This window comes from Streptomyces sp. Inha503 (assembly GCF_047215865.1).
Classification (GTDB): domain Bacteria; phylum Actinomycetota; class Actinomycetes; order Streptomycetales; family Streptomycetaceae; genus Streptomyces; species Streptomyces lycopersici.
The window spans coordinates 10,152,647-10,175,723 of record NZ_CP178360.1 but is presented as its reverse complement, the minus strand read 5'-3'; the positions used below and the strand labels follow the sequence as shown (position 1 = coordinate 10,175,723).

Annotated in this window: 20 protein-coding genes; 9 read left to right on the top strand and 11 right to left on the bottom strand. The window is 71.6% G+C overall.

The window, feature by feature from the left end; all coding sequences use genetic code 11:
• The first annotated feature begins 13 nt into the window (after positions 1-13).
• The 4 genes from ACJX2R_RS42750 (at position 14) to ACJX2R_RS42735 (ending at position 6,278) form a co-directional block, all read left to right on the top strand.
• Complete coding sequence (locus ACJX2R_RS42750) at positions 14-2,878, top strand: AfsR/SARP family transcriptional regulator (RefSeq protein ID WP_413104451.1); 2,865 nt, start codon at positions 14-16, stop codon at positions 2,876-2,878.
• 327 nt (positions 2,879-3,205) lie between these two features.
• The gene (locus ACJX2R_RS42745; RefSeq protein ID WP_413104450.1) at positions 3,206-3,847 is read left to right on the top strand and encodes a DUF4142 domain-containing protein; all 642 of its coding nucleotides are present in this window, start codon (positions 3,206-3,208) and stop codon (positions 3,845-3,847) included.
• A 20-nt stretch (positions 3,848-3,867) separates the two neighbouring features.
• The gene (locus ACJX2R_RS42740; protein WP_413104449.1) at positions 3,868-5,343 is read left to right on the top strand and encodes a DUF1996 domain-containing protein; all 1,476 of its coding nucleotides are present in this window, start codon (positions 3,868-3,870) and stop codon (positions 5,341-5,343) included.
• Complete coding sequence (locus ACJX2R_RS42735; RefSeq protein ID WP_413104448.1) at positions 5,343-6,278, top strand: RNA polymerase sigma factor; 936 nt, start codon at positions 5,343-5,345, stop codon at positions 6,276-6,278. Before ACJX2R_RS42740 ends, ACJX2R_RS42735 begins: the two co-directional genes overlap by 1 nt.
• A 112-nt stretch (positions 6,279-6,390) precedes the next feature.
• On the opposite strand, the gene ACJX2R_RS42730 is transcribed toward ACJX2R_RS42735, so the two are convergent.
• Positions 6,391-7,560, bottom strand: a complete 1,170-nt coding sequence (locus ACJX2R_RS42730; protein ID WP_413104447.1) for a PucR family transcriptional regulator — start codon at positions 7,558-7,560, stop codon at positions 6,391-6,393.
• 517 nt (positions 7,561-8,077) lie between these two features.
• On the opposite strand from ACJX2R_RS42730, the gene ACJX2R_RS42725 reads away from it, so the two are divergent.
• From ACJX2R_RS42725 to ACJX2R_RS42710, 4 genes are all read left to right on the top strand, one after another.
• Positions 8,078-8,803, top strand: coding sequence for a hypothetical protein (locus ACJX2R_RS42725; RefSeq protein WP_413104446.1), 726 nt, complete (start codon positions 8,078-8,080; stop codon positions 8,801-8,803).
• The gene (locus tag ACJX2R_RS42720; RefSeq protein ID WP_262701300.1) at positions 8,800-10,314 is read left to right on the top strand and encodes an NADH-quinone oxidoreductase subunit NuoF family protein; all 1,515 of its coding nucleotides are present in this window, start codon (positions 8,800-8,802) and stop codon (positions 10,312-10,314) included. The genes ACJX2R_RS42725 and ACJX2R_RS42720 overlap by 4 nt, the downstream gene beginning before the upstream one ends.
• 208 nt (positions 10,315-10,522) lie before the next feature.
• Positions 10,523-11,503 (top strand): SCO0930 family lipoprotein, encoded by a 981-nt coding sequence (locus ACJX2R_RS42715; protein WP_138916224.1) that lies wholly within the window; start codon positions 10,523-10,525, stop codon positions 11,501-11,503.
• Positions 11,504-11,595: 92 nt separating this feature from the next.
• Positions 11,596-12,126 (top strand): hypothetical protein, encoded by a 531-nt coding sequence (locus ACJX2R_RS42710; RefSeq protein ID WP_413104445.1) that lies wholly within the window; start codon positions 11,596-11,598, stop codon positions 12,124-12,126.
• Between the two features lie 64 nt (positions 12,127-12,190).
• Here ACJX2R_RS42710 and ACJX2R_RS42705 read toward each other — a convergent pair whose 3' ends face one another.
• Both ACJX2R_RS42705 and ACJX2R_RS42700 read right to left on the bottom strand, forming a co-directional pair.
• Positions 12,191-12,868, bottom strand: a complete 678-nt coding sequence (locus ACJX2R_RS42705; protein ID WP_138916226.1) for an HAD family hydrolase — start codon at positions 12,866-12,868, stop codon at positions 12,191-12,193.
• A gap of 273 nt (positions 12,869-13,141) precedes the next feature.
• Complete coding sequence (locus ACJX2R_RS42700) at positions 13,142-14,074, bottom strand: ScbA/BarX family gamma-butyrolactone biosynthesis protein (protein ID WP_262701303.1); 933 nt, start codon at positions 14,072-14,074, stop codon at positions 13,142-13,144.
• 105 nt (positions 14,075-14,179) lie between these two features.
• Between ACJX2R_RS42700 and ACJX2R_RS42695 the strand changes: the two genes are divergently transcribed.
• Complete coding sequence (locus ACJX2R_RS42695; RefSeq protein ID WP_413104444.1) at positions 14,180-14,821, top strand: ScbR family autoregulator-binding transcription factor; 642 nt, start codon at positions 14,180-14,182, stop codon at positions 14,819-14,821.
• On the opposite strand, the gene ACJX2R_RS42690 is transcribed toward ACJX2R_RS42695, so the two are convergent.
• The 8 genes from ACJX2R_RS42690 to ACJX2R_RS42655 form a co-directional block, all read right to left on the bottom strand.
• Entirely contained in the window at positions 14,813-15,496 is a 684-nt protein-coding gene (locus ACJX2R_RS42690; RefSeq protein WP_413104443.1) for an SDR family NAD(P)-dependent oxidoreductase, read from the bottom strand. The genes ACJX2R_RS42695 and ACJX2R_RS42690 overlap by 9 nt on opposite strands.
• Entirely contained in the window at positions 15,489-16,694 is a 1,206-nt protein-coding gene (locus ACJX2R_RS42685; protein ID WP_413104442.1) for a sialidase family protein, read from the bottom strand. The genes ACJX2R_RS42690 and ACJX2R_RS42685 overlap by 8 nt, the downstream gene beginning before the upstream one ends.
• Positions 16,695-16,845: 151 nt before the next feature.
• On the bottom strand, positions 16,846-17,865 hold the full coding sequence (locus tag ACJX2R_RS42680) for an aldo/keto reductase (RefSeq protein ID WP_413104441.1): 1,020 nt from the start codon (positions 17,863-17,865) through the stop codon (positions 16,846-16,848).
• Positions 17,862-18,761, bottom strand: coding sequence for an ATP-binding cassette domain-containing protein (locus ACJX2R_RS42675; RefSeq protein ID WP_413104440.1), 900 nt, complete (start codon positions 18,759-18,761; stop codon positions 17,862-17,864). The genes ACJX2R_RS42680 and ACJX2R_RS42675 overlap by 4 nt, the downstream gene beginning before the upstream one ends.
• Positions 18,758-19,630 (bottom strand): ABC transporter ATP-binding protein, encoded by an 873-nt coding sequence (locus ACJX2R_RS42670; RefSeq protein WP_413104439.1) that lies wholly within the window; start codon positions 19,628-19,630, stop codon positions 18,758-18,760. Before ACJX2R_RS42670 ends, ACJX2R_RS42675 begins: the two co-directional genes overlap by 4 nt.
• Positions 19,627-20,556: an ABC transporter permease gene (locus ACJX2R_RS42665; RefSeq protein WP_413104438.1), complete on the bottom strand. Its 930-nt coding sequence runs from the start codon at positions 20,554-20,556 to the stop codon at positions 19,627-19,629. The genes ACJX2R_RS42670 and ACJX2R_RS42665 overlap by 4 nt, the downstream gene beginning before the upstream one ends.
• A gap of 1 nt (position 20,557) precedes the next feature.
• Positions 20,558-21,487, bottom strand: a complete 930-nt coding sequence (locus tag ACJX2R_RS42660; protein WP_086883580.1) for an ABC transporter permease — start codon at positions 21,485-21,487, stop codon at positions 20,558-20,560.
• A gap of 3 nt (positions 21,488-21,490) precedes the next feature.
• Positions 21,491-23,065: an ABC transporter substrate-binding protein gene (locus ACJX2R_RS42655; RefSeq protein WP_413104437.1), complete on the bottom strand. Its 1,575-nt coding sequence runs from the start codon at positions 23,063-23,065 to the stop codon at positions 21,491-21,493.
• Positions 23,066-23,077: the final 12 nt, after the last annotated feature.

Here is a 23,077-nt window from a genome sequence, read left to right as displayed (position 1 = left end):
AAGATCCCTAGTTGTGCGATTTACGGTGTTAGGCCCGGTCAGGGCGTGGCGCGAGGACGCCGAACTGGAGCTGGGCCCGCCCAAACAGCGAGCGCTGCTGGCGCTGTTGCTGGTGCGGGCGGGGCAGCCGGTGGCGCTGAGCGAGATCGTCGACGTCCTCTGGGCACAGGATCCGCCGAGCACCGCGGTGAATGTGGTGCACCGCCATGTGGGCTCGGTGCGCCGGCTGCTGGAACCGGGTCTGGCGACGCGGGCGGAGGGCAGCCGGCTGGTGCGCAGCTCCGGCGGCTACCGGCTGAACGCCGACCCGGACGCGCTGGATCTGCTGCGCTTCCGGCACCTGAGCGAATCGGCCCGGCGCACCGCCGCCGAGGGGGAACCGGAGCGGGGTGCCGAGCTCTTCGCCCGGGCGCTCGCCCTGTGGCAGGGGCCGACCGCCACCGGGATCCCCTCCGACATCCAGACCCATCCCGTCTTCTCCGGTGTCGACCGTGAACTTCTGGCCATCGCCAAGGAGGCCGCCACCACGGCGCTGTCCTCCGAGGTGCCGGAGCAACTGCCCACCGTGCTCCAGCAGTTAGCCGCCCACCACACGCTGGACGAGACCCTTCAGGCCCAGCTGATCCGGGTGCTCGCCACCACCGGACGGCGGGCCGAGGCGCTGGAGGTCTTCTCCACGGCCCGGAACCGGCTGGCGGACCAGCTCGGTGTGGCGCCCGGCCCGGAATTGCGCGCCGCCCACCGCGAGGTGGTGCCCCGGTCGACCCCGGCCCCCGCCGAGCCGGTCCAGCACACCCCTCCGGCGACGCCGCCCGCCCCGGCGGTCCGCCCGGCTCAACTGCCGCCCGATCTGCCCGCGTTCAGCGGACGCCACAACGAACTCGCCGGTATCCACGCCCTGCTGCCCGATGGCGCCGGGGTGGCCTCACCGGCGCCGCTGGTGATCAGCGCGATCGACGGGATGGCCGGGATCGGCAAGACCGCGCTGGCCGTGCACTGGGCACATCGGATCGCCCACCGCTTCCCGGACGGACAGCTCTACGCCAATCTGCGCGGCTTCGATCCGACCGGTTCGGTGATGTCGCCGAACGAGGCGCTGCGCGGATTCCTCCACGCGCTGGGGGTCCCGCCGAGCCGGGTGCCCACGGGTCTGGACGCCAAGACCGCGCTGTACCGCAGTCTGCTGGCGGGGCGGCGGATGCTGGTCCTGCTGGACAATGTGGTGGACTCCCAGCACGTACGGCCGCTGCTGCCCGGCTCCCCCGGCTGTCTGACCGTCGTCACCAGCCGCAATCAGCTGCACGGTCTGATAGCGGGCGAGGGAGCCCGTCCTCTTACTCTGGGGCCGCTGTCCCCGGCCGAGTCCCATGAGGCACTCGTCCGGCGGCTGGGCACGGACCGGGTCGCCGCGGAGCCACAGGCGGTGGCGACCATCATCCGGCTGTGCGGACGGCTGCCGCTCGCACTGGCGGTGGTGGCCGCCCGCGCCGCGACCCGTCCTTCCTTTCCCCTTTCTTCTGTCGCCGCCGAGTTGCGCGAGAGCCAGGGCAACCTCGACGCGTTCGCGGGCGCCGATCCGAGCACCGACGCGCGGAGCGTCTTCTCCTGGTCCTACCGCGCGCTGGAGCCGGAGGCCGCCCGGCTGTTCCGGCTGCTCGCCCTGCATCCGGGGCCCGAGGTCTCCACCGCGGCGGCCGCGAGCCTGGCCGGGCTGCCGCTCCGGGTCACCCGGGCCCTGCTGACCGCGCTCACCCGTGCCCATCTGCTGGTGGAGCACGGCCCGGGCCGCTACACCTTTCACGATCTGCTGCGGGCGTACGCCATGGAGCTGGTCGAGGACCAGGAGGCGGAGGAGATCCGCCAGGACGCCCGGCACCGGATGTTCGACCACTATCTGCACACCGCGCGCACCGCCGCCACGCGGCTCGCCCCGCACCGGACCGAACCGCTGCCGGTGTCCCCGGCCCGGCCCGACGCGGCCCCCGAGCACCTCAGTGGCCAGGAGCGCGCCGAGGCATGGCTCTCGGCGGAGCGCTGCGTACTGCTGTCGGTCGTCGAGCACGCGCGGGACCACGGATTCCCGGCCCACGCCTGGCAGTTGGCCGTGACGCTGGAGCGCTTCCTGGACCGGCGCGGTCACTGGCAGGAGCAGACCGCCGTCCAGCGCACCGCGCTGGGGGCGGCCCGGGCCCTGTCCGATCGGCTCGGCCAGGCGCACAGCCACCGCACCCTGGGCTTCGCCGAGGGACGGCTGGGCCGGTACGAGGAGGCGTACGGCCATCTGGAGCGGGCGCTGGAGCTGTTCACGGAGCTCGGCGAGCGGGGCGGGCAGTCCCTCACCCTGCGCGCCCTGGCCTTCCTGACCAACAGTCAGGGCCGCCATCAGGAGGCGCTGGACCACTACCGGCCCGCGCTCGGCCACTATGTCGCCCTGGACCACATCAGCGGACGGGCCAGCGTGCTCAACGAGATCGGCTGGACCCATATCCTGCTCGGTGAGTACGAACACGCCCTGGCCCGCTGCCGGGAGGCCGTCGAACTGCACCGGCGGATCGGCGACGCGTCCGGCGAGGCCGCCGCGCTGGACAGCCTGGGGTACGCGTACCACCACCTCGGACGGTATGAGCAGGCCCTCACCTCCTACGGTCGGGCGCTCGCCATCTACCGCGAGATCAGCGACCGGTATCTGGAGGCCGACACCCTGCACCACCAGGGGGACACCCGGTTGGCCCAGGGGGATGTGGCCACCGCCCTCACCGACTGGCGGCGGGCCCTGGAAATCCTCCAGGAGCTGAACCACCCCGATGCCCGGGTCCTCGACGGCAAACTGGGGCAGTACCGGCAGTCGCCGCATCCGGCCTCGGCTCTGAGCAGATGACGGGACCTGAGCAGATGACGGGGCCTGGTGGGCGTGGTCTTCCTCGCTGTCGCATCCACGGCGGGGCGCCTCCGGGTCGTCGGGACGGTGTGCGGCCGGGCCGCTCGGGCGCGGCCGTGCACCGGGTTCTCCCTGCCGTACGTACGGGCCCGGTGAGTTGCTCAACGGGGTGGGAAAAATCTTTGTGAGCGCCCCCGGAGGGCGGCCGCGCAGAGTACCAGCAGGTAATGATCTCTGTCCCGGCTTTATTCACTAGTGATGAGGTCTCCACGACCGAGCCACACGAGGTACTAGCGTCCGGTGTCACTCCGAACCAAGGAGGGCGCTGTGCCATCAGCAAACCTCACCAGATCCATCGCCTCCAGCCGTACCATCGGCACCGGGCTCATCATCGGGGCGCTCGCCGTCACCCTGGCGGCGATCCTCATTCCGGTGTCGTTGTTCGGTGAGAGCAGCGTGGCCCAGCCGCGCAATGGCGTCACGGACGACGGCGGTGGGACGGTCAGCACCCAGTACGGGCCGCTCACGGCCACTGACCGGGACTTTGTCCGCAAAGTCAGGCTCGCCGGAACGTGGGAGCTCCCGGCCGGACGTCTCGCCCAGGAACGTGACAGCCGGGACGCCGTGAAGACCGCCGGTGAGCATCTCATCGAGGGACACACCGAACTCGACCGCCGCTCCGAGGAGGTCGGCCGGGCTCTCGGAATCCAGCTGCCCAGCCAGCCCAACGATCAGCAGCAGGGCTGGCTGAATGAGATGACCAACGCCGGCAGCAGCGCCGAGTTCGAGCGGGTTTTCGCAAACCGGTTGCGCGCCGCTCACGGCAAGGTGTTCAACCTTGTGGCACAGGTGCGAGCCGAGAGCCGCAACTCCATGGTCAGATCTCTGGCCACCAGGGCCAATGCCATCGTTCTCGACCACATCACGGTCCTCGAGGACACCGGGCTTGTCGACTTCGACGCCCTCTAACGACTAAGTGAAGTGATCTCATGAGGCAACAGACCCACAAACGCGGGCGGTTCACCAACAAGACCGTCGCCATCGTCGCCGCGTTGGCGCTCGGCGGCGGTGGGGCCGCGATCATCGCCGCCAACGCGTCCGCCCACGGCGACAATAGCGGCTCCGAGCAGAACAACACCGTGGCCGCGAAGGCGGGGACGATCCAGTGCCCCGACGTGGGGCAGCAGCTGAGTGACGTGCCGTCGAAGGCCCAGCCCGAGGTCGACAAGAACCTGGCCGAGCTGGACAACCAGGTGGCCAAGGCGTACCAGCAGATGAACCAGCAGCAGGGTTCGAACGACGCCGTGCTCTCCAAGCTCAACGACGACCGCTCCCAGACGCTGAACAACATCGGCTCGGCCATGGGCGGCGACAACTCCCAGCTCCAGGGCATGGCCGACTGCAAGTGGCAGGAGGTGGCCAACCAGGCCGGCCAGGACGGTCAGCAGCAGGGCGGTGACCAGCAGGGCGGTCAGCAGCAAGGCGGCGACCAGCAAGGCGGTCAGCAGCAAGGCGGCGACCAGCAGGGCGGCGAGGGCGCCAACGAGGTGCCCGGCAACGCCGGCGGCCAGGCCGGCAACGGCCCGTCGCAGGACGACTTCGTCGACATCACCAAGGTGCAGCCGAACGTCCAGCAGCCGCCGGAGGCCCAGGGGAACGGCTCCACCGGCACCTTCTCCTCGGAGTGCGGAGTCGGCGACCCCCAGCTGCGCAACAGTGACAACGTCATCGTCGCGCCCGGTGTCGGCAACGGCGCCCACCACACCCACGACTACGTGGGCAACGACAAGAACGACGCCTTCGCCAACAACCAGACCTTCGAGCAGGGCGGCACTTCCTGCGAGAACCAGGACGACAAGTCGACCTACTACTGGCCCGTGGTCCGCGCCCAGGATGGCAAGGACGAGGCGGACGCCAACGAGCTCGGCGGCGGCCAGGAGGGCAACGTCGGCACGATCCTGACCCCCAAGAGCTCCAAGATCGAGTTCAAGGGCAACGCGCAGAGCAAGGTCACGGCGATGCCGAAGTTCCTGCGCATCATCACCGGTGACGCCAAGGCGTTCACCAACGGCGACAAGAACGCCAACGCCTCCTGGAGCTGCACCGGCTTCGAGGACCGTCAGCTGACCGACAAGTACCCGCTCTGCCCCGAGGGCAGCTCGGTCACCCGGACCTTCGACTTCCAGAGCTGCTGGGACGGCCAGAACATCGACAGCGCCAACCACCGTGACCACGTGGCGTTCGCCAATGAGGACGGCTCCTGCCCCAACGGCTTCAAGGCCATCCCCCAGCTGGTGAACACCCTCACCTACGATGTACCGGCCAACACCCCGTTCGCCGTGGACGGCTTCCCCGAGCAGTTGCACAAGCCCATCACGGACCACGACGACTTCATCAACGTGATGTCGGAAGACCTGATGAACAAGGCGGTGGACTGCATCAACAGCGGCCAGAAGTGCACCTGATGGCCAGCACTCACCAGGCGCGCGTCGGCCGGAAGGCCGGCGCGCGCCGCGCTGTCACCGGGCACTTACACCAGGCCGCGGACGACGAGGCGGCCACCGACGCTCCGGCGGCGGAGCACCCGGACACCGAGGGGTTCCCGGGACCGGAACATACCGACCGACCGGTCCGTCCCCCCTCGGACCAGGAGCTCACCCGGCGGCTGGTGGAGGGCTACCGGTCGGGCAGCGGCAGTCCGGCCGCGGCCGACCTGCTCTACCGCCGCCACCACCCGGCGACCCTCCGCTACGCCCGGACCTGCTGCCGTGACCCCCATGACGCCGAGGACCTGGCCTCCGAGGCGTTCTTCCGCACCTTCCAGGCCGTTCGCGCCGGGGGCGGTCCGCGGGGTCCCTGGCGGCCGTATCTGCTCACCGTGGTGCGCCATACGGCGATGGAGTGGAGCGCCGGGGAGCGCCGGGTGCTGCTCACCGCCGACTTCGAGTCCTGGCGGCAGCACGCGGCCACGGCCGACCCCCAGCAGCATCTGGTGGCCCGGGAGGACCGCCGGTTGCTCATCCGCAGCTTCCGGGAGCTCCCCGAGCGCTGGCAGAGCGTGCTGTGGCTGACCCTCGTCGAGGAGGAGCCCCCGCACCGGGTGGCCATGGCCCTGGGCATCTCCCCCAGCGGGGTGACCTCGCTGGCGTTCCGGGCCCGTGAGGGGCTGCGGGAGTCGTATCTGCGGGCCCATCTGGAGTCGGCGCGCGACGACCGGTGCCGGCACTTCAGCGGCCGGCTCGGCGCCTCGGTGCGCCGCGGCGGGGTGCGCGGCCGGGCGCTCGCGCGCCATCTCGACGAATGCGCCTTCTGCTCCCACGCCTACCGCGAACTGCTCGGCCTGAACGCCGCGATGCGCACGGCCCCGCGTACGGCGGCGCCCGCCGGGGCGCGGGGCTGAACCACCCCGCCGCGGCCGTCCCGGCGGGCTTCCCGGGCCGTCGGGGGCAGCGAAAACCGCCGACCGCGTGAGCGCGGCCGACGGTTCGCCTCCTGTCGGCGTTCAGTCCTGGTCAGAGTCCGTTGACGCGCGCCTCCCTGGCGATGCCCAGCGGCCGGACACCGGGGGGCGCGCCGGTACGGGTCCGGCGGCTCACCCGGGACGCGTGGCGCCGTATCCGGTCCACCTGCGCCATCAGCCTGCGGCCGCGCAGCGCCATCTCCAGCTCGAAGCGTATTCGGGGGTCCCGGAGGCCGGGCCCGAAGAGCTTCTCGATCTGGCGCAGCCGGTAGCGCACGGTCTGCGGATGCACCTTGAGGGCCTTGGCCGCCTCGGGCGCGCCACCGCCCTCCAGCCAGGCCAGCAGCGTCATCTGGAGGCGCTCGCTCTGCCGGGGGGTCAGCCCGACCAGCGGCTTGAGCCACCGGGCGGCCAGCGCCCGGACCAGCGACTCGTCCTGAAGGAGCAGCAGCATCGACAGATGGTCGTCGACGAAGAGCACCCGGGCCTCGGGGCCGGAGCGGGCGGGCGCCAGGGTCAGCAGGCGCCGGGCCCAACGCACCGAGGACGACGCGTCGTTGAGCGGCACCACATGGCCCACGGCCGCGGTACGGCCGCGCAGCGCGGTCTCCAGCGCCGCCCGGGTGCCGGGCTCGGCCGGGGTGGGCTCCCGCTCCGGGTCCTTCTCGCCCTCCTGGGCGGCGGTGCCGGTGTCCGGGGTGGGTCCCGGGTCCGCGTCCGGGTCGGGGATCAGCAGGCACAGCTCGTCGCCGACCGCGCCGATGAGGGTGTCTCCCAGCACGGCGGCCAGCTGCGGGGCCTCGCCCGGGGTGGGCAGGGCGATGGCCTGCACCGTCTCGGGAAGCGGCCAGCGGGCGGCCCGGGAGAGCTCCACCAAGGTGCGCTCGGAGACCGCCACCTCGCCGATGAGGGCCTCGAACAGATCGCGCCGGGCCCGCTCGGGCGGCACCTCGGCCAGCGCCTCCTCACCGGAGACGGCGGCCAGTTCGCCCGCGCCGTCCTCGCCCGCCTTGCGGTGGCCGAGTGCGGTCAGGAGAGCCTGCTCGACTCCCCATCGGACCTTGTCTCGCTCAGAGTCCTCCAGGAGTTCGGCGAATCCCGGGATTCTGTGCCGAAGGTTCTCAACCACCTCGTCGGCCAGGGACGGGAGTTCATTGCGCAGAACGCGGGTCCACTCGCCACGGGGGCGGGACCAGATGCGGTTCACGAGTTCGCCCATCATTACCTCGTTCTTGCCGGGGGGAGACCTGGCCGTTGGGGGGTCGGTCAGGTCCGTGGAGGTTGCCTCCATCACCGGTTCGTCCAGTACCGGTCAGGGAGTCGAGGGTCCTCCGCTACGTCATAGAGGACCCCGCCCCCTCCCGGTCCCGGCACTTTGCCGGTTCTTTGCCATTGAGACGACAGTGGATCAGCCGGGGACGGTGTGGGCACGGTGCGTCCACTAGAAGTTGTCACGTTACGACAAATCTTATGGAGATCAGGTGTACTTCCGAGAAGCTGCTGCCCCCAAGACGACTTTGACGTATCTCGTCACCCGCGCGAATCCGCGCGATCGGGAGGCTCCAATGTCCATGTCCCAAACGCCGCTCCCCTCCTCGCAGGGGCGTCACGGGGGACGCCGAGCTCGTGGCGGACGACGAGCCGCTCGCCGGACCCAGCAGCATGATCCATCCGGACTGGGATGGCCACGCCACATCCGGATCTATGCCGTCGTCGGCTCCATCGCACTGTCCCTGTACGTGACTTGGAGCGCCGGCGCGTTCTCGAAGATGTTCGTGTTCCTCGACTTCGGCGCGGGTGTGCTCGCGCTGGTCTGTCTCACCTCGGCGGTGCTGTGGGGGCTCGCCGCGACCGACCAGATGATCCTGCACACCAAGCAGCGGCTGCTGGCCCAGGCCATCCACCGGGCGGCCGCGGTCGCCGGACTGCTCTTCCTCGCCGTCCACATCTGGGTCAAGGTCGCGGAGAGCCACACCAACACCGCGTCCATCGCGATACCGTTCGCTGACGCAAATCAGCCGGTGCTGATCGGGCTCGGCACCATCGCCGGCTATCTCTTCGTGATCGCCGCGGTGACCGGTGCGGCCCGCAGCTCGTTCGCCTCCAGGGGCAACTCGCGCTGGCGCTACCGCTGGTGGCGGGCGCTGCATGTGGGCGCCTACCCCGCGTGGTGCGCCGCGCTGATCCACGGTCTGAAGGCGGGACGCGCCGCCAAGACCTGGGCGACCTACGGCTACATCGCGGCCCTCGCCGGTGTGGCCATCGCGCTGTGGCTGCGGCTGGTGCAGCGGCGGCGCCAGGACATCGACCGGGCGGACGGCATCGAGGTCAGGAACCCTCCGGCCCGCAGCATGCAGGAGGGCAGGACCGGGCGGTCCGATCCCACCGTGCCGCGCCCCCGTTCGGCGGAACCCGGACGGCGTGACAGCCAGCCGCTCGGTGCCTCTCGCGGGTGGGACCGGTGATCACGACCAAACCCAGGCTGGCCTGTGTCGATCCACCCCGGCTGCTGGCCGGGCTCGACGAGGTGTACCGGCTCGACCGCGTCGGCCATCTGACCGTCCATGGCACCATGCCGGCCCTCCGGGCGGACGAGCTCGTGGCGCTCGCGGAGAACATCGATCTGCGCGGGCGCGGCGGCGCCGGTTTCCCCTTCGCCAAGAAGGTCCAGGCGGTCGTGGAGTCGGCCGGCCGGCGCGAGGGCCGCTGCGCCGTGGTGGTCAACGGCAGTGAGGGCGAGCCCAGTTGCCTCAAGGACACCGCGCTGCTGCTGCACACCCCGCATCTGGTGATCGACGGCGCCGTGCTCGCCGCCGAGGCGCTCGGTGCCGAGGAGGTGGCCATCGCGGTGCACCGCCAGGATGTCCAGGAGTCCCTGGCCGCCGCGATCGCCGAGCGGGGCCCCAGCGGGGTCCCGGTCTCGGTGAACATCACCGACGACCGGTTCGTGGCCGGTGAGGGCGGCGCGGTCATCAACGGCATCAGCGGCGCCCCGGCCATCCCCAACGGCCGGAAGATCCGGACCAGCGACAGCGGGCTCAGCGGGCTGCCCACCCTGCTGTCCAACACCGAGACCTTCGCCCAGCTCGCGGTGGCGGCGCGGATGGGTGCCCTGCCGTACCGCTCGGTGGGGCTGCCCACCGAGCCGGGCACCACGCTGCTGACGGTCGGTGGCAAGTACGTGCTGGAGACGCCCACCGGGGTGCCGCTGACCTACGTCCTGGAGCTGTGCGGCCTCACCCCCGGCCAGGCGGTGCTGGTGGGCGGCTACCACGGCAAGTGGCTGGACCCCAAGAGCATCAACGCCGCCACCATCTCCCGGGAGTCCATGAAGAAGTACGGCGCCCGGCTGGGGGCCGGTGCGGTGCTGCCCGTCCCCGAGAACACCTGCCCGCTCGGCGAAACCGCGCGGATCGCGCGCTGGCTGGCCGCCGAGACGGCCGGTCAGTGCGGGCCCTGCTTCATCGGGCTGCCCGCGCTCGCGGACGCCATCGGCCAGGTGGAGCGCGGCGGTGGCCAGTCCGCGATCGACAATGTGCGCGCCTACGTCAACTCGGTGAGGAAGCGCGGGGCGTGCAGCCATCCCGATGGCACCGCCGGTTTCGTGACCACCGCGCTGGAAGCGTTCCCCGAGGAGTTCGAGGCGCATGCGCTCGGGGCCGGCTGCGGACGGCCCACGATGGGGGTGCTGCCGCTGCCGGAGGACGCGCTGCCGCTCGCCCTGCCGCCCGCCCCGCTGAACCCCGCGGCGCGCGATGAGCGCCGCCAGCGGGGGCCGATGGAGAAGCTCCTGGTGGACTGGTCGCTGTGCCAGGGCCACGGGCTGTGCGCGGACATCCTGCCGCCCGAGGTGCTGACGCTCGGGATCGACGGCTATCCGTCCTCGGCCACCATGGAAGTGCCCCGGGAGCTGCGGGCGCAGGCGGTCCGCGCGGTCCGCCGCTGCCCCGCCCTGGCGCTGCGCATCGAGGAGTGATCGAGGAGCGGGGGAGCGATCCAGCCGCACCACCGACACCGCGACGGCCGTGAGAAACGGCCGTCGACTGCTGTGTGCTCAGCGATCCGGCGAATTTTGCGTCCGGTGACAAATTCGCGAGCCGCTGAACGCCGGTCCGCACGGGCTCCGTATGGACCGGCGTCGGCGCAATCACCGCCGGACCGATCGAGATTGCAGAGGAATGGTCATGGAGAAGCGGCGTCACATCGCATTCGCCGGGGTGTCGGTAGCGATGGTTCTGCTGACGGCGGCTTGCGGCAGCAGCAAGGACAACAGCGCGGGCAGCGCCAATGTGCAGCCGGCCGGTGGCAGCCAGACCGTGGGTGCGGGGGCCTCCGCGTCGGCGGGCGCGGGGGCCGCGGCCGGTGCCGGCGGCGGGTACGAGGCGGGCGGTGACACCGGTGCCGGCGCGGGCGGCGAGGCCGAGCGCACCGGTCCGGCGAAGCAGCTGGCGGTCAAGGAGGACGCCAAGCTGGGCAAGTTCGTCACCGACAGCAAGGGCTGGACGCTCTACCGGTTCGACGAGGACACCCCCAAGCCGGCCAAGTCCAACTGCAACGACGACTGCGCCACCAAGTGGCCCGCGGTGCCCGCGGACGACGCCGCGGCCACCACCGGTATCGAGGCCGGCAAGCTGGGCTCGGTCACCCGCGCCGACGGCACCAAGCAGCTGACGCTGGCGGGCTGGCCGGTCTACCGCTTCGCGGGCGACAACAAGCCCGGTGACACCAAGGGCCAGGGCGTGGGCGGCACCTGGAACGCGCTGGCGCCCGACGGAAAGCCGGCCGGCAAGACCGCGGCCGCGGACGACAGCCTCCAGCTGATGGTCAACAACAACGCCGAGCTGGGCAAGATCATCGTGGACGGCAAGGGCATGACCGTCTACCGGTTCAACAAGGACAGCGCCTGGCCGATGAAGACCGGCTGCCTCGGCGCCTGCCTGGACACCTGGAAGCCGGTCAAGGCCGTGGACACCACCAAGGTCGCCGGGCTCGACGCGGCGAAGGTCACCTCCTTCAAGCGCCCCGACGGCACCAAGCAGGCGGCGTTCGACTGCTGGCTGCTGTACACCTTCACCGGGGACAAGAAGCCCGGTGACATCAACGGCCAGGGCGTGAAGGGCACCTGGTTCGCCGTCACCGACAAGGGCAAGAAGGCGGGCCAGTAAGGGAGACAACCACTACTTTTGGTCCACCGCGGCGGGTGGCCCGAGGCATCAGAGCCCGGGCCGCCCCGCCGGATTTTCTACGGGAGGTTGATGTGTCACTCGCTCTCCGTGCCACCGCGGTCGGCGCGGCCCTGCTGTTCCTGGCCGGCTGCGGTGGAGGCGATCGGACACATGGCTCCGGCCACGAGCAGAAGAAGGTGTCCCCCGCCACCAAGGAGTTCGCCAAGCCCGGGAAGCCCGCGCCGCTGACGAAGATCGCCGACGCCATCGGCTGCAAGGCCACGATCATCACCGAGGCGGATGAGCTGCGTCAGGGCTCCTGCGGGTCCGGTCAGAAGCGGTTCACGATGGTCACCTTCGCCACCGACAAGGGCCAGCACGACTGGCTGACCACGTCGAAGGACTACGGGGGCATGTACCTGGTCGGCAAGCGCTGGTCGGTCACCGGCCTGTCCATGGGCTCGCTGGAACCCCTGCGCGAGAAGATCGGCGGATCGCTCGAGAAGGGGATGTCCATGTCCCACGGCGGATCCCACGGCGGGGCCAAGACGGGGGACGGGATGGACGGCATGGAGGGCATGGACGGCTCGGCGAGCCATGCGGGCCACGACGCGAAGAAGTGACCCGCGGCGCCCGCCACCGACCAGGCGGTCAGCGTGGCCCAGGCGGTGAGCGTGGCCCAGCCCCTCAGGCCGCCCGGGAGTCCGCCCACTTGACCAGGTCCGGGTCGGCGAGGGTGGAGACCCACACATCGACCGGCGGGGGCTCGTCCACCGGCTTCCGCGGGCCCACTCCGAGCACTCTCAGCCCGGCGCGCGAGGCGGACAGAAACCCGCAGTGGGAGTCCTCCACCGCGAGGGCGTCCTCGGGAGCCGCCCCGCACAGCCGGGCGGCCTCCAGATAGACGTCGGGGTACGGTTTGGGCCGTACGTCCCCCTCGGGGACCAGCACATGGCCGAAGTACCGCAGCAGCCCGGCCTTGGCGAGTCCGTCCTCGACGACGTCACGCGGGCAGTTGCTGGCCACGGCCAGCGGTGCGAAGGCGGCCGCCTTCGCGACCAGTTGGGGCGCCCCCGGCATGGTGACCGGGTCGTCGGCCACCAGTCGGCGGAAGGCGTCCAGGAGTTGTCCGGTCATCTCGTCGGCGAGTTCGGGGCGTCCGGCGAATTCGGCCAGCATGCGCCCGCATTCGGTGTAGTGGAGCCCTTTCGTGCGCCGCGCGAACTCCTCGTCGGGGGCGGTTCCATGGCTTCTGAGGACCACTTCGCGCGCCTCCTCCCAGTGTCGTTCGGAATCCATCAGGGTGCCGTCACAGTCGAAGACGATGGCGGCTGGGGTCCATCCGAGAAACTTTTCGGCTGTCATCTGTCTGCCGTTCCATGGGAGGTGGAGGAATCGGCGCAGGGGATGCCTGTACCTGCGGGAGCCACGCGGTGGAAATCGTCCTGGCGGCTCATGAGGGCGCTGCGCGCCGACCGCTGTCGTCGTACAGGCCGTGGGGTTCGCCTGCCCGAAACATAACGATCACTACGTTAGTTTGATGACCCGCAGTAAGCAAGAGGCTACTCAGCGTCGGCGTTTTGTTCGTCGTTCAGCCTGTTCGTCGTCAAATTGTTCGTCGCACGGCGTGTTCGTCGCTCAGAGGTACTGGAGCACGCCGACCGCCGTGCAGATACCGGCCTGGCGCAGCCGGAAGACACACGTCCGGCCGTGGGAGGTGCACTCGACCACGGCCGGCGGATATGACTCGGTGAAGCGGATCGCCTTCATCCGGCAGACGACGGGCCGGATCAGCGTCCCGCCGGTGGCCAGCGCCGCCGCCTGCCGGGCGCCCTCCAGCAGCACCAGGCCCGGCATATGGTCGCTCCAGTGGTCGAAGAAGAACGGGTGGCGGGGGTCGGCGGGGTCGAGGTAGACCACTCCCCCGTCCCGCACCACCAGGACGTCCCGGGCCGCCGGAACGGCCAGTTGCGCAGGTGAGGGCCGTACGGCGGCACGCAACCTGCGGCGCGCGGTGTGCCCGTGGACGGCGGCCCGGGTCTCTGCGTAGGTGGTGCCGTCGAGGAAGCGCGCGGTGCCCCCGGCCCATGCGAAGAGCTTGCCGCCCGCCGACAGCACCACATCCAGCCGCATCCCGGTGACGAAACGTCCACAGGGGCTGGTGCGGACGTCGGTGACGGCGGCCCGGCAGGTGATGTCGGAGGCCCCGTACGGCGCCCTGGGCTCGGTCTCGGGGTCCAGCCGGTAGGAGATGTCCCGGATCAGGAAGTGCGCCCCCGCGGGCACCGCGTAGTACCGCGTGGGGATGTAGATCCCCAGCTCGCGCAGGGTTTCCGCGATCATCAGCGGATGATGGCGGCCGTCTCCGCCGTGCGGGAAGGTGGGATGGGACCTCGGCCACTGGGCCGCGGCCTCGAACCGGTTGTCACCGTGCGTACGCACATCGGTGAGCAGCACCTCGGCCACCGAGACCCGGTGCACCGCCTCCCGCGCCACCGTGCGGGACCAGCTGAGCGGCCGCCCGGCGGGACCGGACGGCTCCGAAAGGCCATGAGCCTCACGAACGATCACCTTAAAATACTAATAATGTTTGACCTGTCTCGCCTCATCACCATCTCAGGCCAAAAGTCCGCTAAGTTCTCCCCGTCACATCCGACGGGGAAGGACGGCGAACACGTGCAAGAACGGGCCGAACAAACACGCCGATCCCTTCTGGAGGCCGCGGCGTTCCTCTTCGACGAACGCGGATACGCGGGAACGAGCATCAGCGACATCACCTCCCGGTCCGGCCACACCAGCGGCGCGATCTATTTCCACTACACGAGCAAGGAAAGGCTCGCCCTCGCCGTGGTGGAGGAGCACTTCGCCACCTGGCCCCCGCTGATCGAGCGCTTCGCCGCCCTCGACGCGCCGCCCCTGGAGCAACTGGTCCGGCTCAGCTTCGCGGTGGCCCGCGCCTTCCGCGACGACATCGTGGTGCGAGCCGGAGCCCGGCTGTGGGCCGAGCGCACCCTGATCGAGGCGCCCATGCCACCGCCCTTCGTGGGGTGGATCGACGCGGTGGGGCAGCTGATGGAGAAGGCGCGCGCCGACGGCGATCTGGCCACGCATGTCGACCCGCTGCCCGCCGCCCGGACCGTCGTATGCGCCTTCTTCGGGCTGCACACCGTCTCCGAGGCGCTCGACGGACGGCGGCTGGTCGAGGACCGGCTGGCCGATCTGTGGACCCTGCTGCTGCCCTCGCTCCAGGCCCGGCCCGGGGACACATCGGGGCTGCTGGCGCTCGCCCGCTCCGACGCCGCGCCGCCGTCAGAGTGAGGCGCCCGCGCACATCACCAGCGTCTGCCCGGTGACCGCACCGCCCTCCGGGCCCAGCAGGAACGACGTCAGCCCCGCCACCTCCTCCGCACGGACCAGCCGCCCCAGCGGTGGCATCACCGGCGGAGTGCGGCTGCGGCCGGGGTCCCGCAGCATGGGGGTGTCCGTCGGCCCCGGCGCCACCACGTTCACCGTGACCGCCCTCGGCGCCAGCTCGGCCGCCCAGGACCGGGCCAGCGCGGGCAGCGCCGCCTTGGTGGCGGCGTACTGGCTTTTGCCGGGGACGCCCGTCATCGTCCGGCTGCCCACCAGCACCACCCGGCCACCGTCCACGACCCGGTCCACCAGCGTGTCCACCAGGACGCCCGCCGCCTGCACATGGATCCGCCACATGAGGGACCCGTCCTCGGGGTCGAGCTCCCCCAGCCGCGCCGAGCGCTGAACGCCCGCCGCGTGCACGATCGCGTCCACCCCGGACACCGGGGCGAGCACCTCGGGAAGACCCTCCGGCCGGGACAGATCGGCCGGAATCCAGTGCAGCCGGGTCACCGGGTGCGCGGGGGCCGTACGGCCGAGCCCGGTGATCCGCCACCCCTCGTCCAGCAGCCGGGCGGCGATCGCGGCGCCGATACCGGAGCTGACACCGGTGACCACGGCGTGGCGGGGCTCAGCCATCGGCCGCCCAATCGGGCGCGACGCGGACGTACTTGATGGCCTGGCGGTGGTAGGTGTACGCGATGTGCAACGTGCCGTCGGAGCCCTGCCGGATGGTGGGGTAGGACAGCTCGCGGTTGAGCCGGTCGCGTGAGTTGTTGGTCAGGCAGTGGCCGTCGCCGGTGTCCAGATCGCGTCGTACGGGCCAGGTCAGGCCGTGGTCGGAGGAGAGCGCGAGGGTCATCGGGGCGCGGGGCGCGCCCCAGAAGGCGCCGGGCGCCGAGTCGTCCGGCGTGGCGGCCGGGGCCGGTGTCCCTCCCGTCCGCCCCTCATCGTCGATCTCGTCGTAGAGGGACACCCGGCGGGCCGTGGCGTCCGCGCGGCTGCTGTGGTTGTAGACCAGCGCGAGCCGTCCGTCGGCGAGCGGGACGTACTGCACGGAGGAGTTGTTGTTGGGCAGTTCGGTGCGGACCGGCTCGCTCCAGGTCTCCCCGCCGTCGGTGCTGTGCGAGCGGTACACTGCGTCCGCCCAGCGGCTGCGGAAGAGGGCCAGCAGGGTGGTGTCCGGCAGTTGGTGGACGTTCATGTGCACACAGCCGGTCGAGCCCGGCACCGGCCGCTCGCGCCAGGTACGCCCCTGGTCATCGCTGATCATCACCGCGCTGGTGTCACGGTCGCCGACCCATTTGACACCGGGGGTGGCCACGCAGTGGAACACCGGCAGCAGCCACCGCCCGGAGTCCAGGACGGCCACCGGCTGACGGATGAACACCCCGCCCGCCTCGGTGGCCGGGAACAGCGTACGCGGCGCGCCCCAGGTGACACCCGCGTCGGCGGACACCCGCAGCCGGACCTCGGCGGTGTCCTGATCGCCCGCCCGCTGGGCGGTGTACAGCAGCCACAGCTCCCCGGCCGGGGTCGGGAACAGCAGCGGGTTCTGCTCCGAGCGGGTGCCATCGTCCGAGAGCCGGACCGGCTCGGTCCAGGTGTCGCCCCCCGGGGCGAGCCGGGAGAACCACACGGAGATGTCCGGCACGCCCTCCTGCGTACCCCCGAACCACACACATCCGAGGTCCCCTCCGGGCAACACGGTGAGGTTGGCGGCGTGGTTCTGCACGGCGGGCGCGGGCAGGAACGCCTCCTGGCGCGCCGGATCGTCCGGACGCGCCCGAAGCCGCCCGTCCGTCGGCGGTATCGCGGTGTCATGGTCGGCGGTCATGTTCGCCGGGCTCCTCATGGTCGTGGTGGTACGGAGATGTCTGCGGTCGGACGGCACGGCTCGTCGCCACCCGCGAACGGGTCCGGGGGCCGCCCCGGGCCCCAGGGGCGGAGCCTTTGGCTCGGGAAGGGGTGGGGGAAGAGCCACGGGCTTACCGGTTGTAGGCGGGCATCGGCCCCCGCAGCCGCGCCCCCACCTCGTCGCACGCCTCCGCCACCCCCGCCGGAAGCGGCCCCGCCGCAGCGGCGGCCAAGTTGGCGCGAAGGTGCTCCACACGGGAGCCGCCGAGCAGCAGCGCGTCCACCCCGTCCCGGCCGAGCAGCCACCGCAGCGAGAGGTCGACCAGCGGGATGCCCGCCTCCTCGGCGATCCGCGACAGGCTCCGTACGGCCTCGAAGAGCCCGGCGTCCCAGTAGCGCCGCCGGTACATCTCCGCCACCCGCGAGTCGCCGAACCGCCCCGACTCCGGCTGTCGCTCGAAGGTATGACGGCCCGTCAGCAGGCCGCCGCCCAGCGGGTTGTAGACCATGGTGCGCAGCCCGCTGGTGGCCGCGTACTCCCGGTACTCCTCCTCGATCCGCCGCGCCAGCAGGTTGTACAGCTGCTGGGCCACCACCGGGCGCGGAGCGCCGACCCGCTCGGCGGTGTGGGTGATCTCGGCGATCTGCCAGGCGGCGTAGTTGGAGACGCCGAGCGCGAGGATCTTGCCCTCGGCGACGAACTCGGCGACCGTGGCGAGGGTCTCCTCCAGCGGTGTGGCCCGGTCGGGCTGGTGCAGATAGAACAGGTCGACGTGGTCGGTGCCCAGGCGGCGCAGACTGCCCTCGAGGGCCGCGCGCATTCCGCGCGCGGACAGCGGTGAGTGGCCGCCGGCGTCGGGGTGCGGCATACCGGCCTTGGTGGCGAGCACGATCCGGTCGCGGCGGCCGGGCAGCAGCTCGGCCAGGATCGTCTCGGTGGTGCCGCCCGCGTAGGCGTTCGCGGTGTCCACCCCCGTCACCCCGGCGTCCAGCGCGGTGTCCAGCATCGCGGCGGCGCCCGCCCGGTCCACCGTGTCACCGAAGGTCATGGTGCCGAGCACCAGCCGCGAGAGGGGCACCGGGATGCCCGGCAGGGCGACCCCGCCGGCGGACGCCTGGCTGATGGTGTGGGTGTGTGGGTGCGCGTTCACCGTGTCGCTCCTGGTTCCTGGGCGATCGCGACGTCGGCCGCGACGGGTTCCTGGCCGGTCGCCACGGGTTCCTGGTCGGCCGCGATCGCGGACACGAGGGCGCGTGGTTTGCGTCCCCGCATGGTCGTCGGGTCGAGCGCCGCCCGTCGCAGCGCCCGGGTGTAGGGCTCGGCGGGCGCGGAGAGCACCCTGCCGGTGGGCCCGGATTCGATGATCCTCCCGGCGCGCATCACCACCACCTCGGAGCTGATCTCGCGGACCACGCCGAGGTTGTGGGAGATGACGATGTAGGCGAGCCCCCGTTCGGTCTGGAGCTCCCGCAGCAGCTGGAGCACCTGGGCCTGTACGGAGACGTCCAGCGCGGAGGTGGCCTCGTCGCACACCAGCAGCTCGGGGCCGCTGGCCAGGGCGCGGGCGATGCCGATCCGCTGCCGCTGGCCGCCGGAGAACTCGGCCGGGCGGCGCTGGAGCGCACCGGCGGGCAGCCCGACCTGGTCGATGAGGGCGGCGGCGCGGCGGGCGCGTTCGGCCCCGGAGCGCATGCCGTTCAGCCGCAGCGGCTCGGCCACGATCTCCTCGGCCGTCAGATGCGGGTCCAGGGAGCCGTACGGATCCTGGAAGACCATCTGCACCCGCTTGCGCAGCGGACGCAGCCGCCGCTCGGGCAGGCCCGCGATATCGGTTCCGTCGAGCAGGATCCGGCCCCGGGTGGGGCGCAGCAGCCGGACGATGGAGCGGGCGATGGTGGACTTGCCGCAGCCGGACTCGCCGACGACGCCGAGCGCACCGCCGGGCGGGACGGCGAAGCTGACGCCGTCCACCGCGCGGAAGACACCGCCGGCGACCGGGTATTCGACCACCAGGTCCTCGACGGCCAGCAGGGGTGTGGGAGTCACAGCGCCTCCTCGGTGACGGCGGCCGCGGGGGTCTCGTCCCAGGGGCCCAGGGTGGGCACGGCGGCGAGCAGATCGCGGGTGTACCGCTCGCGGGGGTGGTCCACGATCTGTTCCACCGGTCCCGACTCCACGAAACGGCCGTCGCGCATGACGTGGATGCGGTCGGAGACCAGCCGGGCCACCCCCAGGTCGTGGGTGATCATCAGGATGCCGATGCCGGTGCGCTCCTGGAGCTCCATCAGCAGGTCGAGGACGCCCGCCTGGACGGTGACGTCGAGCGCCGAGGTCGGCTCGTCGGCCACCAGCAGCCGGGGCTCGGCGGCCAGCGCGACGGCGATGAGGACGCGCTGGAGCATGCCGCCGGAGAACTGGTGGGGGTAGGCGCCCCAGCGGGTCTCGGGGCGGGGGATCCGCACCCGGCCGAGCAGTTCGACGCCCTTGGCGCGGGCGTCGGCGCGGGACATCCCCGGGTGGCGCAGCCGGAGCGCCTCGCCCAGCTGGCGGCCGATGGTGTGCACCGGGCTGAGCGCGGTCATCGGGTCCTGGGGGATCAGGGAGACCCCGCGGCCGCGGATCCGCCCGGCGGCGGTCGCGTCGGCGATGACGTCGGCGCCGAAGATCCGGGCGGTTCCGGAGAGTACGGCGAGCCCTTCGGGCAGCAGCCGCAGCAGCCCCATCGCGGTGGTGGACTTGCCGGAGCCGGACTCGCCGATGATGGTCACCGTCTCGCCGGGGCCGATGGTGAAGCCGACCCCGTCGACCGCGCGCACCACACCGCGGTCGGTGATCAGCTCGATCTGGAGGTCCTCGACCTCCAGCAGCGGGGTGTTCGCCGGGGCGCCCGTAGGGGCGCTCGTCGTGTCGCTCATCGGGAGCCCTCCGTCGTACGCCGTCGGGTGCGGTCGCGCAGTCCGTCGCCCAGCAGGTTGACCCCGACCACCAGCAGCACGATGACGAGGCCGGGCAGGGTCACCAGCCACCAGGAGGTGGTGATGTAGTCCTGGCCGTCGGAGATGATCCGGCCCCAGGTGGCGAACGGCCGCTGGGGGCCCGCGCCGAGGTAGCTGAGGGCGCTCTCCAGCAGCACCGCCTGGGCGAGCAGCAGCAGGACCACGAGCGATGCCTGGCGGACGATGTTGGGGATGACATGGCGGGCCAGGATGGCGATCCGGGGCAGCCCCAGCACCTGGGCGGCGGCCACATACGGCTTCTCCCGCTCGACCAGCACCAGCGACCGGGTCAGCCGGGCCACCTCGGGCCACTGGGCGATGGCGATGACGCAGGTGATGACGGTGACGGATGGGCCGAAGAGAGCCACCACGAGCAGCAGCATCATCAGCAGGGGCAGCGACATCTGGGCCTCCAGCAGCCGGGAGACGACGGCGTCCACCCAGCGGCCGTAGTACCCGGCGGCGGCGCCCGCGACGATGCCGATGAGGCCGGAGACGACGACGGCGAGCACCCCGACCGTCAGGGACACCTGGCCGCCGTGCAGCACCCGGGAGAGCACATCGCGGCCGAGTTGGTCGGTGCCGAAGAGATGGCCGTCGGTCAGCGGGGCGAGCCGGCGCCGGGAGAGGTCCTGCTCGCCCGCGCCGCGCAGGGGCAGCACCTGGGCGAGGGCCACGGGCACCACGACCAGCAGGGTGCAGACCGCGCCCGCCCACAGTTTGAGGCTCGCGCTGCGGCGGCGCCGGGTGGCGGTGGCGCGGGCCAGATCCCTGGCGGTGACCGCGCTGGGGCGGGTCCCGGGGCCGGCCTTCGCGGGGGCCGGGGGTTCGAGGGCGCCTTGCATCTCAGGCCGCCTTTCCCAGGCGTACCCGCGGGTCGAGCAGCGGGTACGCCAGGTCGATGAGGAGTTGGACGAGGACCGCCAGCGCGGCGGTGACCAGCACGGTCGCCTGGATCAGCGGATAGTCGCGGGTCTCCAGGGCGCGGACGACCAGCGAGCCGACACCGGGCCAGCCGAACACCACCTCGACCACCACGACACCGTTGAGCATCGCGGCGAACCGGGTGCCGAGCGCGGTGAGCACCGGGATGGCGGAGTTGCCCATGGCGTAGCGCCAGGTCAGTACGCGGGTCGAGACTCCGCGGGAGCGGGCGACGGTGACGTACGGCGAGGCGAGGGCCGCCACCATCTCCCGGCGGACCAGCCGGGAGATCAGCGCCATCTGGAGGATCGCCACGGTGACGGTGGGCAGGATCAGTCCGCCCCAGGTGGTGAAGCCGGATGCGGGCAGCACCGGAACGGCCACGGCGAAGAGGGTCAGCAGCATCACGCCGATCCAGAAGTCCGGCATGGACTGCCCGGCGATGGTCAGCACATTGGCGCCCAGTTCCCGCTTGGTGTCGGCGCGACGGGCCATCCACACGCCGAGCGGCACGGCCACCACGGTGGTGAGGGCGATCGCGGACAGGGAGAGGGTGATGGTGTACGGCACCCGGTCGAGCACCACGTCCAGGGCGGGCGCGTGGAAGGAGTAGCTGGTGCCGAGGTCGCCGGTGAACAGATCGCGCAGGAAGAGCCCGTACTGGGTGAGCAGTCCGCGGTCGAGGCCGAACTGCTCGCGGATCCGGGCGAGGTCCGCGGTGGAGGGGTTGGGCCCGGCCAGGGCGGCGGCGGGGTCGCCGGGGGCCATGCGGACCAGGACGAAGACGGTGGACAGGGTCAGGAAGACGGTCAGGACGCTCTGGCCCAGGCGGCGTATCAGATAGCGCGTCACGGCTCAGCCCTCCAGACGCACGGCGGCGAGGTCGTAGGAGTTGAGCTGGAGCAGGCCCACGTCGCGCACCCGGGTGCGGCGGGCCAGCACCACATCGGGGACGAAGGCCCACAGGCAGGGGCGGGTGTCCCAGATCTGCTTCTGGACGGCGGCGAGCCGCTCGTCGCGCGTCTTCTCGTCGGTCTCGGCGGAGGCGTCGGCCAGCCGGGTGGCGATCCGGGGGAAGACATAGCCCTGGTAGGTGTCCCGGGTCTTCTCCTTCTCCGGTGTGCCGCCGTACATGCCCTGGAGGCTGGTGGAGGCGTGGCCGGTGGGGACGGAGAAGCCGTTGCCGAGGACGTCCCAGTCGCCGCGGCGGCCCTGCCGCCACTGCTGGATGTCGCCGCCCGGTTCGAACTGCTGGAGGCTGGCGCGGACGCCGACCCCGCGCAACATCTCCAGCACGGCCTCCATCACCGAGGTGTCCGCGGGGAACTCGCCCGACTCCCAGATGATCTTCACCTTGAGATCGCTCGCGCCCAGCGCGGCGAGGCGCTTGCGGGCCTCGCCGGGGTCGTGGACGTAACGCCCGGTGCGTACGGCCCCCTTGAGGGCGAGCGGGACGACGCCCTCGGCCTGCTGGGCCGAGTCGGTGAGCACATCGCGCACCAGGGCCTCGCCGTCGATGGCGTAGCTGAGCGCCTCGCGCACCCGGGCGTCGGCCAGCGGATGTCCGCGTGGCTTGCGGAAGTTGAAGAACAGCTGGTTGACGCGGGTGCCCGAGGTGCGGTCCAGGCGCACCCCCGGCAGGCCCTTGAGCTGCTCGGCGGAGTCGGGGGTGATGGTGTCGATGACGTCCAGCTCACCGCTGCGCACGGCGACGACACGGCTGGACTCCTCGGGCACGAAGCGCACCCGGACCCGGTCCACGGTGGGGCGGCGGCCCCAGTACCGGTGGTTGACGGCGAGGGTGTACTCGCCGGTGCCGGAGTTGGCCGAGGTGACCACGTACGGGCCGGAGCCCACCCCGCCGGACAGCTCCTCGGGCCGGTTCTTCGCGGCCGGGCTGATCAGGATGTTGGCCATCAGCTGGTCGAGGATGGGCACCGGGCGCTTGGTGTGCAGGCGGAAGGTGCGCTCGTCGACCGGCTCGACGGTGGGCATCTCGGGGAAGAGGCCGACGATGAACGAGCCGTTGACGCCCGCGTACATCTTCAGCGCGGTCGAGACGTCCTTGACGGTGACCGGAGTTCCGTCGGAGTAGCGGACCCCCTCGCGGAGCCGCACCGTCCAGGCGGTGGGCTCGGTCATCTCGAAACGGTCGGCGAGCACGAGTTCGGGGCGGAGCCCCTTGCCGATCCGGGTCAGCGCCTGGCGCACCGCGCGCTGCACGGTCACCGCCGCGTCGAACTGGTTGAGCTTGTTGTCCAGGCTGACCAGCGAGCGGTTCAGCCCGAGACTGATGGCGCCGGGCCCGGGGGCGCCGGTGGGCCCCGCGCACCCGGCGAGCGGGGCGAGGGCGATACCTGCTGAGGCGCCTGCTCCGAGGCGCAGCACGGACCGGCGGCTGAGGGCCGGAGCGTAGGGGATACGGGTCATCGTTGACCTCTC